This is a genomic window from Dyella mobilis (genome assembly GCF_016904945.1).
Taxonomy (GTDB): Bacteria; Pseudomonadota; Gammaproteobacteria; order Xanthomonadales; family Rhodanobacteraceae; genus Dyella_B; species Dyella_B mobilis.
Genome location: NZ_JADIKF010000040.1, coordinates 1,450,501 through 1,466,663, shown reverse-complemented (window position 1 = coordinate 1,466,663; position 16,163 = coordinate 1,450,501). Strand labels below are relative to the sequence as shown.

Below are 16,163 nucleotides of genomic sequence, written 5' to 3'. Positions count from 1 at the left end.
GCATGGGTGCCGCGATGACTCTTCACTCTCCCGACCTCGCCAGGCTGATTTTCGGACGCCTCTCGCTGGAGTCCATCCCGTACCACGAACCCATCTTGATCTTCACCTTCATTGGCGTGGCCATCGGCGGCATCGCCGTACTGGGCCTGGTGACCTACTACCGCAAGTGGGGCTATCTCTGGCGCGAATGGTTCACCAGCGTGGACCACAAGAAGATCGGCATCATGTACATCGTGCTGGCGCTGGTGATGCTGCTGCGCGGTTTCGCCGATGCGCTGATGATGCGCGGGCAACAGGCGGTGGCCTTCGGTTCCCACGAAGGCTTTTTGCCGGCCTCGCACTATGACCAGATATTCACCGCGCACGGCACGATCATGATCTTCTTCGTCGCCATGCCGTTCATCACCGGCCTGATCAATTTCGTCATGCCGTTGCAGATCGGCTCGCGCGACGTGGCGTTTCCCTTCCTCAACAACTTCAGTTTCTGGATGACCGTGGCCGGCGCCTTGCTGGTGATGACATCGTTGTTTATCGGCGTCTTTGCGCGCACCGGCTGGCTGGCCTATCCGCCGCTGTCGGAGTTGCCTACCAGTCCGGATACCGGAGTGGATTACTGGATCTGGGGATTGCAGGTGGCAGGCGTGGGCACCACGCTATCGGGCATCAACATGATCGCCACCATCGTGAAAATGCGTGCGCCGGGCATGAACATGATGAAGATGCCGATCTTCACCTGGACGGCGTTGCTGGCCAATGTGCTGATCGTCGCCGCCTTCCCCGTGCTCACCGCCACGCTTGCCCTGTTGACGCTGGATCGCTACGCGGGTACGCATTTCTTTACCAACGATCTTGGCGGCAACTACATGATGTACGTCAACCTCATCTGGGTGTGGGGACACCCGGAGGTGTACATCCTGATACTGCCAGCGTTCGGCGTTTTCTCCGAAGTCACCGCCACATTCTCGCGCAAGCGCCTGTTTGGCTACGCCTCGATGGTATACGCCACCGTGGTGATCGCGGTGCTTTCCTACCTGGTGTGGCTGCACCACTTCTTTACCATGGGTTCGGGTGCCAGCGTCAATTCGTTCTTCGGCATCACCACGATGATTATCTCCATTCCCACCGGAGCGAAGATCTTCAACTGGATGTTCACCATGTACCGCGGCCGCATCGTCTTCGACGTGGCGATGATGTGGGTGGTGGCGTTTATCGTGACCTTCGCCATCGGCGGCATGACCGGCGTGTTGCTGGCGGTACCGCCAGCGGACTTCGCCTTGCACAACAGCCTGTTCCTGATTGCGCACTTCCACAACGTGATCATCGGCGGCGTGCTGTTCGGCATGTTCGCCGGCGTCAACTACTGGTTTCCCAAGGCGTTCGGCTTCCGGCTCGATCCGTTCTGGGGCAAGGTCTCGTTCTGGTTCTGGGTGGCCGGCTTCTATTTCGCCTTCATGCCGCTGTATCTGTTGGGCCTGATGGGCGTGACGCGCCGCTTGCGTCACTTCGACGACCCTTCATTGCAGATATGGTTTGAGATCGCGGCGTTCGGCGCGGTGCTGATCCTGATCGGCATTGCGGCGATGATCGTGCAGTTCGGCGTGAGCATTCTTCATCGCGACAAGCTGCGCGACACCGATGGCGATCCCTGGCATGGGCGCACCCTGGAGTGGTCCACCTCTTCGCCGCCGCCACCCTACAACTTCGCCTTCACGCCGCAGGTGCACGACATCGATACCTGGTGGCAGATGAAGCAGCACAAGTGGACCAGGCCGACGCAAGGTTTCCTGCCCATCCACATGCCGAAGAACACCGGTACCGGCGTGTACCTGGCGGCGCTGAGCTTTGTCTTCGGCTTCGCCATGGTCTGGTACATGTGGCTGATAGCGATCGTCTCTTTCGTGGCGCTGCTGGCAGTGGCCATCCACCACACTTTCAATTACGACCGCGACTATTACATTCCCGCCGACGAAGTGGGTCGCGTCGAAGCTGCCCGCGCCGGAGCCTGATGTTATGTCCGACATGACCATGACCGTAAACGGGGGTAATGGCGGGGAAGCGGCACTGAGCTTCCACGTCACCGAAGATCACCATCCGGAAAACGCCACGCTGTTCGGATTCTGGATGTACCTGATGAGCGACTGCCTCATCTTCGCGTGCCTGTTCGCCACCTACGGCGTGCTCGGGCGCGAATATGCCGGCGGGCCTTCGGCGGCGCAGGTGTTGGAGCTGCCCATCGTTGCGGTGAATACCACGCTGCTGCTGCTCTCCTCGATCACCTATGGCTTTTCGGTGCTGGAAATGCAGCAGAATCGGCGCGGGCCGATGATGGCGTGGCTGATCGTTACGTGGTTTCTGGGTGCGGGCTTTATCGCATTGGAACTCACCGAGTTCGCGCACCTGGTTTCCATTGGCGCGGGTCCGCAGCGCAGTGCCTTCCTGTCTTCGTTCTTTGGCCTGGTCGGCACGCACGGCCTGCACGTCACTTGCGGGCTGATCTGGATGATCGTGTTGCTGGTACAGGTCGGAAAGAAAGGATTGACTGCCGCCAACAAGCGCCGGCTGATGTGCCTGTCGATGTTCTGGCACTTCCTCGACGTGGTCTGGGTGGGGGTCTTCAGTTTCGTTTACCTGATGGGAGTGCTGACGTGAGCGACCATGCCCAGCATGCGCACGATGACGGCCATCACGATGAAGCCCACGATGGCGTGAGCGAAATCCACGTCAGCCTGAAAGGCTATATGACCGGCTTTGCCGCCGCGGCGTTTCTCACCATTCTGCCGTTCTGGCTGGTGATGTCCGGTGCATTTTCCAAGACCGGTCCGGCGGATGCCTTCATTCTGTTGTTCGCCGCGGTGCAGATCGTGGTGCACATGGTGTACTTCCTGCATCTGAATGCGAAGTCGGAAGGCGGGTGGAACATGCTCGCGTTGGTGTTCACCATCGTGCTGGTGGTGATTACATTGAGCGGGTCGATCTGGATCATGTTCCATCTCAACAGCAATATGTTGCCGTCGATGATGCCGAATCCGCAGAATTTGCCTTGACGCTACGCTTGCGAAGAAGCTGACATTGCGTAGGTTGGGTTAGCGCAGCGTAACCCAACAGGAAGTTTGCAAATCGCCTCGCACCGTTGGGTTACGCTGCGCTAACCCAACCTACGAAGCGGTGACGTGCGATCATTGGCGCATGCCATCCCCCCCTATTTCCGTTGAAGACAGCGTACGTGGACCCCGCGGCCCCGTGGCCCTGGTCCTGCTTGCCTTGTTCGGCCTCTGCCTGTTCGTCGGCTTCATTGAGCTAGGCAACTGGCAGGTTCGTCGCCTGGCCTGGAAACGCGACCTGATCGCGCACGTGGACCAGCGCGTACATGCTCCACCCGTGGCGCCACCGGCACCCGCGCAATGGCCGCAAGTGAATGCGGAACGGGACGAATACCGGCACGTGAGCGTCACCGGCGAATTCCTGCACGATCGCCAGACCCTGATCTGGGCCGCCTCCGACACTGGCAGCGGTTATTTCGTATTGACGCCGCTACGCATGGCCGATGGCTCCATCGTGCTGGTCAATCGCGGTTTTGCGCCGGAGGGGTGGTGCGGCCGCGACAACCGTTGTGCAGCGGGACCGAGCGGCCAGGTAACCGTGACCGGCTTGCTGCGCATGTCCGAGCCCTCAGGTCTTTTTCGCCGCAACGATCCGGCGCACAACAGCTGGTACACGCGCGACGTGCCGGCGATCGCCGCCGCGCGCGGCCTTTCACGTGTCGCGCCGTACTTCATCGACCAAGATGCTGTGCCGGGGGCTTCGGCGCAGGATTGGCCGAAGGGCGGCACCACGGTCATCAACTTCCCGAACAACCATCTCAGCTACCTGATCACCTGGTATCTGATGGCGCTGCTGACCCTGGTCGCCGGGGCGTACGTGGGTTACGACGAATACCGGCTTCGGCAAGCTTCGAAGCGGACCTAGGGCCTGTTAGCACTATTTTCGTAGCCCGCGTTGTCGTTGAGTGGTCGTCAGGTGGTAGTGCGTGGCACTGACTTGGCTGGCTGCCAAGCCGGTGCCGCGCGCTGCCGCATGGCGGCCACTCAACGGCAACCCGAAGGGCCGGGTCTGTTTGGCCGCCATCCGGCGTCATCGCGCGGTCGTGTACGGACGTACACTCCCTCACTCTTTCTCGGCTGGCGCGCAAACAGCTCCCGGCGCGGGCCACGAAAATAGTGCTAACAGGCCCTAGAGATCAGGCCGGCAGGCTGCCGAAGAAGGTCTTGCTGAACATGGTGCTCAGCACGGACTCGGCCGATGCATCGGGCAATTCGTTGGGCATGATGATGTTGAAATAAAGCATGCCGTCCATCAGGGCGATGGTGGCGAGCGCATAGTCGCCGGCCGGGCCGGGCAGCGACATGTTCATGCGCTTGCAGAATTGCTCGATGAAGTACGCGATCATGTCGCGCTTTTCCAGGCACAGCGCGTTCATGCGCTGGCGGAACTTCGTGTCGCGCAACGCCTGCAAGCGCGCTTCGGCCCAGATCACGTAGTTGTTGTCGTCGCGATAGCACTGGGCATAGAACAAGGCCAACTGCTTTTGCAGGTCCTCCACCGAGAGGTCGGCGTCCAGCAATTTCTGCAGGTCTTCCTGGATGTTCTGGTGGTCGAGCCGAAGCAGCTCTATGAACAGGTCGGTCTTGCTGTTGAAGTTCGAATAGAACGCGCCGCGCGTATAGCCGGCGTTCTCGGCGATGTCCTCCACGCTGGTGGCGGACAGTCCTTTCTTGGCAATCATCACGGCCGCGGCGTCCAGCAGGCGCTGGCGGGTCTGTTCGCGGCTTTCTTCCCGGGTCAATCGTTTGCGTGGCATGCGGCATGGTATCACGACGCCTGGCACGTGTATTTCGATGGTAGGTTGAACTCAAATACATAACTGTATTAGAGTTCGTTGCCGTATTTATGGTGATGGCGTCTTTGGGAGGGTCCCGTCGCAATCGCCAACGCCCCCATCATCCCCAGGAGCGGCTCGTGATCGACCAAGAATTTCCCAAGCCCCGCGGGCTTACGTGGCGGCATGCCTGGCTGCCTTGCGCCATGGCCGTTTCACTGGCGCTGCTGGCTGGCTGCGGCCGCAAGGCCCCCGAGGCGGATGCGGCTTTTCCGGTGATTGCCTCGCCGGTGCAGGTTGCCGATGGGGTGACTGCCGATCGCTTTCCCGGCGAGGTGCATGCCCGCTACGAGATGCCATTGTCGTTCCGGGTCGGTGGGCAGTTGACCGCGCGCTATGTGAATCCCGGAGACGCGGTGAAAAAAGGCCAGCCGCTGGCCCAGCTCGATCCCACCGACGCGAGCAATCAGCTGGCCGCCGCCAAGGCGGTGCTGGAAGCGGCCGAGCACCGGCTGGTGTTCGCAACCCAGCAGCGCGATCGCGACGAGGCGCAGGCCAGGCAGAACCTGATCAGCCAACTGCAGCTTGAGCAGACACAGGACTCCTATGCCTCGGCCTTGGCGGCGCGCGATCAGGCCCGACAGCAGTTTGCGCTGGCCCAGAACCAGTCGCGCTACACCACCCTGGTGGCCGATCACGATGGCGCCATCACCAGCCGGCAGGCGGAAGTGGGGCAGGTGTTGGCAGCCGGGCAGCAGGTATTCGGCTTCGCCTGGACCGGAGAACGCGAGGTGTATCTGGATATCCCTGAAAGCCGGATCGACCGCGTCGTCAACGGCCAGCCGGCCAAAATCACTTTGCCAGCCTTGCCGGGCCAGGTTTTCAGCGCACACGTGCGCGAAATCGCACCGGCGGCGGACCCGCAGTCGCGCACCTATCTGGTCAAGCTGACTATCGATCAGCCAAGTGGCGCGCTGCAGCTGGGCATGACGGCGGATGCGGCGTTGCAGGGCACGAAGTCCTCGCACGCCACCATCCGGATTCCGTCCACCGCCTTGTTCCACCAGGGCGAGCATCCCGCGGTGTGGGTGGTGCGCCCCGACGATTCCACGCTGGAATTGCGCCCCGTCACGGTGGCCCGCTACGGCGAAAGCGATGTGTTGATTGCCGACGGGCTCGAACCTGGCGAGAAGGTGGTGATGCATGGCGTGCACACGGTGTCGACTGGCGAAAAAGTGCAGCCGATTGCGCCGCCTCATCCCGAGGATGCGCCGCAATGAGCAGCGAAGAGCGCTTCAATCTTTCGGCCTGGACGCTGCGCCATCAGTCGCTGGTGTTTTTCCTGATGGGCATGATCGCGTTGTTCGGCCTGTTGTCGTACAAGAACCTGTCGCAATCGGAAGACCCGCCGTTCACCTTCAAAGTGATGGTGATCCAGACCTACTGGCCGGGCGCCAGCGCCAAGCAGGTGCAGGAGGAAGTGACCGACCGCATCGCGCGCAAGCTGCAGGAAACACCGAATATCGACTTCTTGCGCAGTTATTCGCGTCCGGGCGAATCGCTGATCTTCTTCAACATCAAGGATTCCGCCCCTTCGTCCATCGTGCCGGAAACCTGGTACCAGGTGCGCAAGAAGGTGGGCGATATCGCTGCGCAATTGCCGCAAGGCGTGCAAGGCCCGTTCTTCAACGACGAATTCGGCGACGTTTACACCAACATCTATGCGCTGGAGGGCGATGGCTACACGCCTGCGCAATTGCACGATTACGCGGACGAGCTGCGCGCCGAGCTGTTGCGCGTGCCCGGTGTCGGCAAAGTCGATTACTTCGGCGACCAGAACCAGCACATCTATATCGATATCCCCAATGTGCAGCTGGCCAAGCTGGGCATCAGTCCGCAACAGATCGGTGCGGCGATCAGCGAACAGAACTCGGTGGCGTCGACCGGCGTGCTGACTACGCCGAACGATCGCGTCTTCGTGCGGCCCAGCGGCCAGTACGACGATGTGCATGCCTTGGCCGACACCTTGCTGCACATCAACGGCAAGAATATCCGGCTAGGCGACATCGCCACGATCCGCCGCGGCTATGACGATCCGCCCAGCCAGACCATGCATTTCATGGGACAGCAGGTGCTGGGTATCGGCGTCACCATGCAGGCCGGTGGCGACGTGATCAAGCTGGGCAAGGCGTTGGATACGGAGGTATCGGCCTTGCAGAAGCGTCTGCCCGCAGGCTTGAAGCTGGCAGAAGTGACCAGCATGCCGCATGCGGTATCGCATTCCGTCGACGATTTCCTGGAATCGGTGGCCGAAGCGGTGGCGATCGTGCTGGTGGTCAGCCTGCTCAGCCTGGGCTTCCGCACCGGCATGGTGGTGGTGATCTCGATTCCGTTCGTACTGGCGGCCACGGCGCTGTGCATGGACATTTTTGGCATCGGCCTGCACAAGGTGTCGCTGGGCACGCTGGTGTTGGCGCTGGGCCTGCTGGTGGACGATGCGATCATCGCCGTCGAAATGATGTCGGTGAAACTGGAGCAGGGTTGGGGCAGGGTGCGCGCTGCCGCATTTGCCTACACCAGTACGGCGTTTCCGATGCTGACCGGTACGCTGGTTACGGTATCCGGGTTCCTGCCGATCGCGCTGGCCAAGTCGAGCACCGGCGAATACACCCGCTCGATCTTCGAGGTCTCCGCGATCGCTTTGCTGGTGTCGTGGCTGGCGGCCGTCATCGTGATTCCGTTGCTGGGCTATCACTTGCTGCCGGAGCATCACGAACGGGCTGCGCCGGGACAGGAATGGTGGGCGCGTTTTCTGCCGCAACGCTGGCGGGATGCGCGTGCCGCAAAGGCCCTTCCGGTGGTGCACAACGGCGATGAGATCGAAATCTACGATACCGCCTTCTATCGGCGCTTCCGTGGCTGGCTGCATTTCTGCCTGAGCAATCGCTGGCTGGTGCTGGCCTCGACGGTGGTGTTGTTTGTGATCGCACTGGCCGGCTTCGGCCTGGTGCCCAAGCAGTTCTTTCCCAGTTCGGATCGCCCGGAACTGCTGGTCGATCTGCGCCTGCCGGAAGGCGCTTCATACGCGGCCACGCTGCGCGAGACCAAGCGTTTTGAAGCGGTCATCCAAGGGCGCAAGGACATTGCCAACTACGTGAGTTTTGTCGGCAGCGGTGCTCCGCGCTTCTATTTGCCGCTGGACCAGCAATTGGCGCAGCCCAATTTTGCGCAGTTCGTGATTACCGCGAAGGATGTGCAGCAGCGCGAGCAGCTTGCTGCCTATCTGGAGGGCGAGCTGAAGCGTGATTTCAGCGCCGTGCGCACCCGTGTCAGTCGCCTGGAGAATGGTCCGCCGGTGGGGTTTCCAGTGCAGTTCCGCGTGGATGGCGACGACATCGCCAAGGTTCGCGGGATCGCGGACCAGGTGGCGACGGTGATGCGCGCCAATCCCGATACGACCAATGTGCAGTTCGACTGGGACGAGCCTGCCGAACGCTCGGTGCGCTTCGAAGTGGATCAGGTCAAGGCACGACAGCTAGGCATCAGTTCGCAGGACATCGCCGACTTCCTCGCCATGAGCTTGTCGGGCACCACGGTGACGCAATACCGCGAGCGCGACAAGCTGATCGCCGTCGATCTGCGCAGCATGGATGGCGACCGCGTGCATCCGGATCAGATCGAGCGACTGGCGATTCCCACATCCGGCGGCAAGGCGATTCCGCTGGCACAGCTTGGGCACGTCACCTACGGCCTCGAATACGGCGTGATCTGGGAACGAGACCGGCAGCCGTCGATCACCGTGCAATCCGATACGCGCCATGGCGCGCAGGGGCTGGATGTGACCAACGCCGTCGACGCGAAGCTGGCCGATATCCGCAGCCATCTGCCGGTGGGCTATCGCGTCGAGGTGGGCGGTTCGGTCGAGCAGAATGAGAAAGCGCAGAGCTCGATTAATGCACAGATGCCGCTGATGATGATCGCCGTGCTGACCTTGCTGATGATCCAGCTGCAGAGCATGGGCCGCACCTTCATGGTGGTGCTGACGGCACCGCTGGGCCTGATCGGCGTGATCGCCGCATTGCTGCTGTTTCACCAACCGTTCGGCTTCGTCGCCATGCTCGGCACGATTGCGATGTTCGGCATCATCATGCGCAATTCGGTGATCCTGGTGGATCAGATCGAGCAGGACATCCGTGCCGGCCATCCGCGCTGGGAAGCCATCATCGGCGCAACGGTGCGCCGCTTCCGGCCGATCACGCTGACCGCGGCGGCCGCCGTGCTGGCATTGATCCCGCTGTTGCGCAGCAACTTCTTCGGCCCGATGGCGACGGCTTTAATGGGCGGCATCACGGTGGCGACCGTGCTTACGTTGTTTTACCTGCCAGCGCTTTACGCCGCGTGGTTCCGCGTGCGCGACAACGAGCCTGCCAGCGAGCCGGAGGTGGCAGCATGAAGCACGCAATCACGACCCGTGCAAGTCATGCAACGGGCTTGGCAATCGCCTTGGCGCTGGCCGGATGCGCCTTTGCGCCGCCCGCGAAGCCGCCCGCGCCACCTGCGCCGGAGCACTACGCGGCGCAGCCGACACCGCCCGATACCGCCAAGGTGGATGGCGTCGCCCAGCACTTCAGTCTCGGCGCGCGTGCCGTGCCGCAGTGGTGGCGCCTGTATGGCAATGACACGCTGGATGCGTGGGTGGAAGAAGGACTGCGCAACAATCCTTCACTGACCGCGACGCGTCACACACTGGAAGCGGCGCACCAGCAATTGCGCGCCCAGGTGGGCAGCCGGATGCTGCCGACGCTGGACGGGCAAGCACAGAGCAGCCGCCAGCGCGCCCTGGGTTTTCCCGACTTTGGTCCTCCGACCAATCTTTACGATGTGTATGCCGGGCAGCTTTCGCTGAGCTACGACTTTGACCTGTTCGGTGCCACGCGTCACGGCATCGAGCAGACCGCGGCGCAGGTGGATCAGCAGTCCTACGAATTCGACGCGGCGAAGCGTGCCCTGGCCGCGAATATTGTAATTGCTGCGATCAACGCGGCTTCACTTGCCGAGCAACTGAGCACCAGCGAACGCTTGTCCGTGTTGGCGCATCAGCAGGCGGATCTGACTGAGCGTTCCTACCGGCTTGGCGCGGCATCGCGTGACGATCTGCTTTCGTTGCAGCAGCAGGCCGCGAGCATCGATACGTCGATTCCCGGGTTGCGCGCGCAGTCCATGCATGCACGCCACGTGCTGGCGGTGTTGCTGGGGCGCACGCCGGATCAGGCGCCTTCCAACCTGAGCCTGGCCCAACTGCATCTGCCGGCAGAGGTGCCGCTAAGCGTGCCCTCCGAATTGTTGCAACAGCGGCCGGATGTGCTGGCGGCGGAAGCGGCGGTGCACGCGGCGTCTGCCCAGGTGGGCGTCGCCACGGCCAACCTGTTTCCGCATATTTCGTTGTCGGCGTCGATCGGCACCGAGGGCTTCAAGCCATCGAGCCTGTTTACCGGTGCAGGCGCGGTCTGGAGCGTGGGAGCAGGGCTGACCCAGCCCATCTTTCATGGCGGCGCGCTGATTGCGCAGCGCAAGGCAGCTATCGCCGAATACGACGCCTCCCTGGCGCAATACCGGCAAGCCGTACTCAACGCTTTCCAGAACGTGGCCGACACCCTGACTGCGTTGGATCAGGATGCGCTCGCGCTCCGGGCGGCCCAGGACGAGGCGTCGAGGGCGCAGCAGTCCTTCAGCGATGTAGATGCCCGCTATCGGCTCGGGGCGATGTCCTACCCGGAGGCCGTACTCAGCGAGCAACACCTGCAAACCGCAAGGCTGACCGAAATCCAGGCGCGGGCGGCTCGCCTGTCCGATACCGCGGCCCTGTTCCAGGCCATGGGGACTCCGCCGGCGGTCAGGCGCTAGGAGTGCCCCTTCCCCAGCCGCGGGGGCATTTCAAAATTCCGGTGCTCGAACGTCTTAAGGGGAAATGTTGAAACCCTTGGTTCGAATACTGTGAACAAGCCAAATCATCCTCCCGCCGGTGTCCTGGGTATTGGCCGGGAAGGTCTCCTTCCCACCGGTGCCTATCTGTCGATCCCCCGCCTGCAAGGGCGGAGGTCATCGTCGCCGGCTGAAAAGAGCCTCGCCGCGGCGGCCATGCTGTATGTCGGCGCGGTCGATGAGATTCAGGATGGTCCGCTGGCGACCATCTTGCATTCCTTGCGCGACCGCAGCGATTGGACGGGTCCCTGGTACAGGCGCGCCGTGACGGCGCTGAAATATCTGGCGCGTAGCATCTGCATACCAGTGCGGCACAGCCGTTTTCTTTCGTTCATCGGCGCCCATCCGCAGATGCTCGCTTACCGGCAGCGCGATCCCCGCTTGCAGGAGCGGCACATGCACCGTTATGTGAACGCTTACTGGCATCGTCGCCAGCGCCTGGCGCAGTTGCACCAGCACTATCGCTTTGCGCTGACGCATCTGCCGGCCACACTGTTTGAACAGGTTTATGAGTTGGGCTACGCCAAATTAGGAAGCCTGACGGCCAAGGATGGCTCCTTGCTGACCTTGTGCATGCGTCCACCGATTCTCAAGGGATGCGAGGGCGAGCTCTGCTTGCAGCTTTGCGACGCCGAGGGGCACGTGCTGTACAGCGTGGTGTTGACCGTATCCGACGAAACCCCGTCGATCATGATTGGCTGCCTGCAAGGGCCGCGCGGCGAAAACGCGAAAGAGGTCGTGCGCGAGTTGACTCGCAACATGCACGGCCTGCGCCCCAAGCAGCTGATGCTGTCGCTGGTCTATGCTTTTGCCCGGCACTACGACATCAAAACCTTGCTGGCCATTGCCAACGATGCGCATCCGCTGCGCCGGAGCGGTCGGCCGGTGCACGCCGATTACGATGCGTTCTGGACCGAACAGCACGGCAAGCGGATCGACGGCGGGTGGTTTGTCCTTCCGGCAGAGCAAACGCACAAATCGGTGGCGGAGGTACCAAGCCACCATCGGTCTGCTTTCCGTCGGCGCGAGGCGCTCCGGTTGCAAGCCGAACAGATGTTGATTGAAGCTTTGCAGCGGCCAGCGCCATCGTCTCCGACCTTCTTGCAGCAGGTGCGCCAGGCGGTCGAACGGCCACTGCGGCGCATCCAGGTCGAAACATCTTGGGTAAGCTAAGCACATCGGCCCCCATGGCTATGAGTACGGTGACACTCTCCGTGCACGTGGACGAGATAGAAAAACTGTTTCGTGAGCACAACCGCGCCCTGATCGCCTTTCTGCAATGTCGGCTGAGCTCGCTTTCCGACGCGCAGGAAGTCGCCCAGGAGGCCTATTTGCGCGTGCTTACGATGGATAACCGGGAAGATATCGATTCCCTGCGCAGCTATTTGTTCAAAGTGGCGGGAAACCTGGCCATCGATCGCCTGCGCAAGCGCAAGGTGCGCAGCGATTTCGCCGCAGCCCAGGCGAGCGATGAGCCGATGGGGGAGGCCACACCGGTCCATCACGCGATGGCCGTGCAACAGGTGGCCGGCATTCGCCATGCCCTGCGCGAACTGCCGGCCAAGACCAGCCAGGCTTTTGTCATGCACGTGATTGAAGGGCGCGATTTTGGTGCTGTCGCGCAAACGATGAACCTCAGCGAGCGCATGGTGCGCTACCACGTCTCCAACGCGCTGGCACATTGCCGCGCGCGGGTAGACGAGAAGGAGATGCCGTAATGGCAACGAGTAAACAAAACGACATTCTGCACGTAGCCGCCGATTGGTGGGTGCGACTGCGCGCCCCCGACGCTAATGACGACACTGTCGATCAATGGCTGGCCTGGACCCAGGAGGACGCTCGTCACCTGGAGACGTTCGAACGCGTGAGCGATCTTGCCTCGCGGCTGGGAACGTTGGACCAGGTCTCGCGTCAGAGCCTGATCCAGGCTTTTGCCCGTCCGTCCGCACGCCAGCGTCGCTGGCTGCCGTTGGCGGCTGCGGCTTCGGTCGCCGTGGCCTTGCTTTCCGGCGGGCTCTACCTGGGCTGGATGCGGCTCGTGCCCGGCATCACCACCCAGGTCTACAACAGCGCCATCGCCCAAAACCGGGATTTCACCTTGTCCGATGGCACCAAGGTGGCACTGGGTGCGGCATCGACCATGACCACGCAATTTGGTCGTAATCAGCGGCGGATCGAGCTGAAGGATGGCGAGGCCTTCTTCCAGGTGGTTCACGACAACAGCCGTCCATTTGTGGTGGCTGCCGGCGACATTGCGGTGCGCGACATCGGTACGGCGTTCGATGTGCGGCGCACCGGCGAGCGGGTCACCATCGTGGTCACGCAAGGGCGTGTGGAAATCAGCGACGTGAACCAGAAGCCGGGACAGACCCAGCGCGGCACTCTGGAAGTTTCGGCCGGGCAGATGGTGTCGTACGACCCGAATGCATCGGGCATGACAGTGGGAAGCATGACGCCTGAGCAGGCCACCGCCTGGCGCAGTGACCGCCTGGAATTCATCGATGAACCCTTGGCGGTGGTGATTGCCAATCTGAACCGCTACAGCCCGCGCCCCTTGCACATTGCCGACACCGACCTGGACAAGCTCAGCTACACCGGCAGCATCCGCACCGATGCGATCGACAGTTGGCTGGGTGCCCTGCCGCAAGTGTTTCCCCTGCGCGTAAATGAAAAAGCCGGTGGAGTGACGCTTTCGGATGCGGAGCATCCCTCGCGCCGCTGAATGGGGCATCTTTTGCCTGAAAAAGCGGCTGTGAAGGGCGCGCGAGAAGCGTAAAAAAAACATCTCCGGGACGTGAAAAGCGCCTCGCCGCATGTCAGACTGATGACTCTCCCGTGGAGTCGATCACCTGACATGAGCCGGTTTGCCTGGCTGCCCGCTTACGGGTGCCTGACGTTGATGTTTGCCGCCGGCGGTGTTGCTTCGGCACCGGCTTGCGCGGCAGAGCAACCGGTCGGCATGCGTTTCGCAATACCTGCGCAGTCGCTATCGACGGCGCTGATCGCCTTTGGCAAACAGGCGAATGTGCAGGTGCTTACTGCCGGGCAAACGGTCGAGGCGCTGCGCTCGCACGCGGTGGCCGGCGCGTTGAGCATGCAGGCGGCGCTGGGCCAGTTGCTCGAAGGTACCGGCATGGTGTTCGCCTTTGCCGATGCACGCACCGTCGTGATCAAGCCGGGCAAGGCAGCCGCTACAGGCGGAAAATCGAACCCCGCTTCATCTCTGGACCAGACCAGGGCCACGTTGCTGCCGCCGATCCAGGCAATCGGCCTGGTGGGCAAGGACGAGGGTTTCATGGCGGATGTCAGCAGCGGCCCGACGCGCACCGTGTCCGATCCGCTGGACGTTCCGCAGTCGGTGGGCATCGTGACGCAGGATCTGCTGCAGTCGGAGCAGGTGCAGACCATCGCCGAAGCGATCCGCAACATTGCCGGCGTGCAGTACTACGACGGTTCGAGCGGGCTGCCGATTTTTGACGTGCGCGGCTTCACTACGGGCAACGGCATGACCGACGGCATGCCCAACAACATTCTGGGCATCGGTGACTTTCCGCCGATGATCGGCGTGGAGCGGATCGAAGTGTTGAAAGGGCCGGAGGCCATTCTTGGCGATACGTCGGCTTACAATAATTTCGGCGGCCTGATCGACGTCGTGCTGAAGAAGCCGCAGGCCGAGCCGATCCACCAGCTGTTCTATTCGATCGGCCCGCACGGCGAAAAGCAATTGGGCGTGGATCTTGCCGGCGCCTTGAATACGAGCGGATCGTTGAGCTATCGCTTGATCGCCAACGGCGACTATGCGGATCGCACGATGCAGGGCATGCGTGGCCGGCGCAACCGATACGTGGCGCCGTCGATCGGCTGGTCGTCGCCCGATACGACGTTGATCGTCGGCGCGTCGTGGATGATGAACCACACGCCGATTCCGGATCACGCCATCTTGTTGCGCGATACGGTGTCCTCCGCGTCGCCGCCCGGCATCTTGCTGGACAACCCCGACGATCACACGGCGATCGAGACGCGGCGCCTGTATTACATGCTGGAGCATCGCTTCAACGAGATATGGTCGTTTCGCAGTCGCGCGCAATATGTGCGCGAATCGATCGACTCCAAATACTGGTACATGGACGGCATGGATCCCGCCGGCGATCTCAACGCCACCGCGCTGGATTATCGAACCTCCGACGCTTATTACGTGTTACAGAACGACGTGACGGCATCGTTTGGCAATAGCTGGATGCAGCATTCGCTCGTGCTCGGCGTCGATTATTCGCGCATCCAGCTCGGCGGCGGCGAATATGCGTTGAGCAACGGCGGCGCCGGCATGTCGTACAACATCTTCAGTTCCGGTCCATTGGCGCCGGCAGCGTCGGCCTTGTCTGCGGACGATTATGCCGAGGGTTATTTTTCCGGCAATCCATGGACGACGGAAACGGGCCTGTTCATCCAGGACCAGATCGCGTTGGGCACGCAATGGGAGGCGCTGCTGGCTTGGCGCCGTACCGGCTATGAGTTGCAGACCACGTATCCGGATGGTTCGCCGTGGAATCCGCACAAGGTGCAGTGGGTGCCGAACTTCGGCCTAGTGTACAAGCTTACGCCCGAGGTCTCGATCTACGCCAATACGTCCAACGGGTTTCAGCCCGATACCGGCCTTGGCAAGGACAATCACCCTTTGGCGCCGGCCTTGTCGCGGCAGATAGAAATCGGCACGAAGATGAATCTGTTTCAGGACAGGGCTCGTCTTACTGTCGCCGCTTATCGCATCATGCTCAACAACAGTGCGGACCTGATTTCGCTGCAGCCGCCGTATTACTTCATCACCGGGCCTGGGCAGTCGAACAAAGGTATCGAGGTGGAATTCAATGGGCGGATTCTGCCGGGATGGGACCTGAGCGCAGCCTTCACCAACGCCGTGATCCACAATAACGACGGCACGCCACCCCTGGGTGCTTCCAGGCAGCGCTTCAACCTGTGGAGCAGCTATACGCTCCAGCAGGGAGCTCTGCGTGGTTTCGGTGTCGGGCTCGGCGTATTGGCGCGCAGCCGCAGCCTGGGCATCATGTCCGGCGATTTCAACGACTACGTTTCGATAGCCGGCGGCGATGGCACCGACTACATTTCGATTCCCGGGCAAGCCAGCGTATCGGCCAATGTGTTTTATCGGGCGCCGCGCTGGAGCGTCACGCTTGGCGTGAAAAATCTGCTCGATCGCAACTTGTACGGGCCGCAATTCGACGAGACGTTCGTGCCGCTGCGCAATCATCGCTCGTTCTTGCTGAGCGGCACGTACAGCTTCTAACCC

General features: G+C 61.9%; 12 protein-coding genes. 11 read left to right on the top strand and 1 reads right to left on the bottom strand.

Features of this window, described 5'->3' with window-relative positions:
* Window positions 1-14 precede the first annotated feature (14 nt).
* The 4 genes from cyoB (at window position 15) to ISS99_RS22795 (ending at window position 3,966) form a co-directional block, all read left to right on the top strand.
* A complete protein-coding gene (gene cyoB / locus ISS99_RS22810; protein ID WP_239538310.1) occupies window positions 15-2,006 on the top strand; it encodes a cytochrome o ubiquinol oxidase subunit I in 1,992 nt (663 codons plus the stop codon).
* Window positions 2,007-2,010: 4 nt separating this feature from the next.
* Window positions 2,011-2,649 (top strand): cytochrome o ubiquinol oxidase subunit III, encoded by a 639-nt coding sequence (gene cyoC / locus ISS99_RS22805; protein ID WP_204633880.1) that lies wholly within the window; start codon window positions 2,011-2,013, stop codon window positions 2,647-2,649.
* Complete coding sequence (gene cyoD / locus ISS99_RS22800) at window positions 2,646-3,044, top strand: cytochrome o ubiquinol oxidase subunit IV (RefSeq protein WP_204633879.1); 399 nt, start codon at window positions 2,646-2,648, stop codon at window positions 3,042-3,044. The genes cyoC and cyoD overlap by 4 nt, the downstream gene beginning before the upstream one ends.
* A 196-nt stretch (window positions 3,045-3,240) precedes the next feature.
* Window positions 3,241-3,966, top strand: coding sequence for an SURF1 family protein (locus ISS99_RS22795; protein WP_284343631.1), 726 nt, complete (start codon window positions 3,241-3,243; stop codon window positions 3,964-3,966).
* 271 nt (window positions 3,967-4,237) lie between these two features.
* Here the strand turns inward: ISS99_RS22795 and ISS99_RS22790 are convergent, their stop codons facing one another.
* Window positions 4,238-4,858, bottom strand: coding sequence for a TetR/AcrR family transcriptional regulator (locus ISS99_RS22790; RefSeq protein WP_204633877.1), 621 nt, complete (start codon window positions 4,856-4,858; stop codon window positions 4,238-4,240).
* 158 nt (window positions 4,859-5,016) lie between these two features.
* Here ISS99_RS22790 and ISS99_RS22785 point away from each other — a divergent pair, with 158 nt between their 5' ends.
* The 7 genes from ISS99_RS22785 to ISS99_RS22755 all read left to right on the top strand — a co-directional run bounded on the left by ISS99_RS22785 (window position 5,017) and on the right by ISS99_RS22755 (window position 16,160).
* The gene (locus tag ISS99_RS22785) at window positions 5,017-6,156 is read left to right on the top strand and encodes an efflux RND transporter periplasmic adaptor subunit (protein WP_439649141.1); all 1,140 of its coding nucleotides are present in this window, start codon (window positions 5,017-5,019) and stop codon (window positions 6,154-6,156) included.
* Entirely contained in the window at window positions 6,153-9,329 is a 3,177-nt protein-coding gene (locus ISS99_RS22780) for an efflux RND transporter permease subunit (RefSeq protein WP_204633875.1), read from the top strand. Before ISS99_RS22785 ends, ISS99_RS22780 begins: the two co-directional genes overlap by 4 nt.
* The gene (locus ISS99_RS22775; protein ID WP_204633874.1) at window positions 9,326-10,780 is read left to right on the top strand and encodes an efflux transporter outer membrane subunit; all 1,455 of its coding nucleotides are present in this window, start codon (window positions 9,326-9,328) and stop codon (window positions 10,778-10,780) included. The genes ISS99_RS22780 and ISS99_RS22775 overlap by 4 nt, the downstream gene beginning before the upstream one ends.
* A 90-nt stretch (window positions 10,781-10,870) precedes the next feature.
* Entirely contained in the window at window positions 10,871-12,031 is a 1,161-nt protein-coding gene (locus ISS99_RS22770; RefSeq protein WP_204633873.1) for a VirK/YbjX family protein, read from the top strand.
* 14 nt (window positions 12,032-12,045) lie between these two features.
* On the top strand, window positions 12,046-12,576 hold the full coding sequence (locus tag ISS99_RS22765; RefSeq protein WP_204633872.1) for an RNA polymerase sigma factor: 531 nt from the start codon (window positions 12,046-12,048) through the stop codon (window positions 12,574-12,576).
* A complete protein-coding gene (locus ISS99_RS22760; RefSeq protein WP_204633871.1) occupies window positions 12,576-13,580 on the top strand; it encodes a FecR family protein in 1,005 nt (334 codons plus the stop codon). The genes ISS99_RS22765 and ISS99_RS22760 overlap by 1 nt, the downstream gene beginning before the upstream one ends.
* Before the next feature lie 132 nt (window positions 13,581-13,712).
* Window positions 13,713-16,160: a TonB-dependent siderophore receptor gene (locus ISS99_RS22755; protein WP_204633870.1), complete on the top strand. Its 2,448-nt coding sequence runs from the start codon at window positions 13,713-13,715 to the stop codon at window positions 16,158-16,160.
* Window positions 16,161-16,163: the final 3 nt, after the last annotated feature.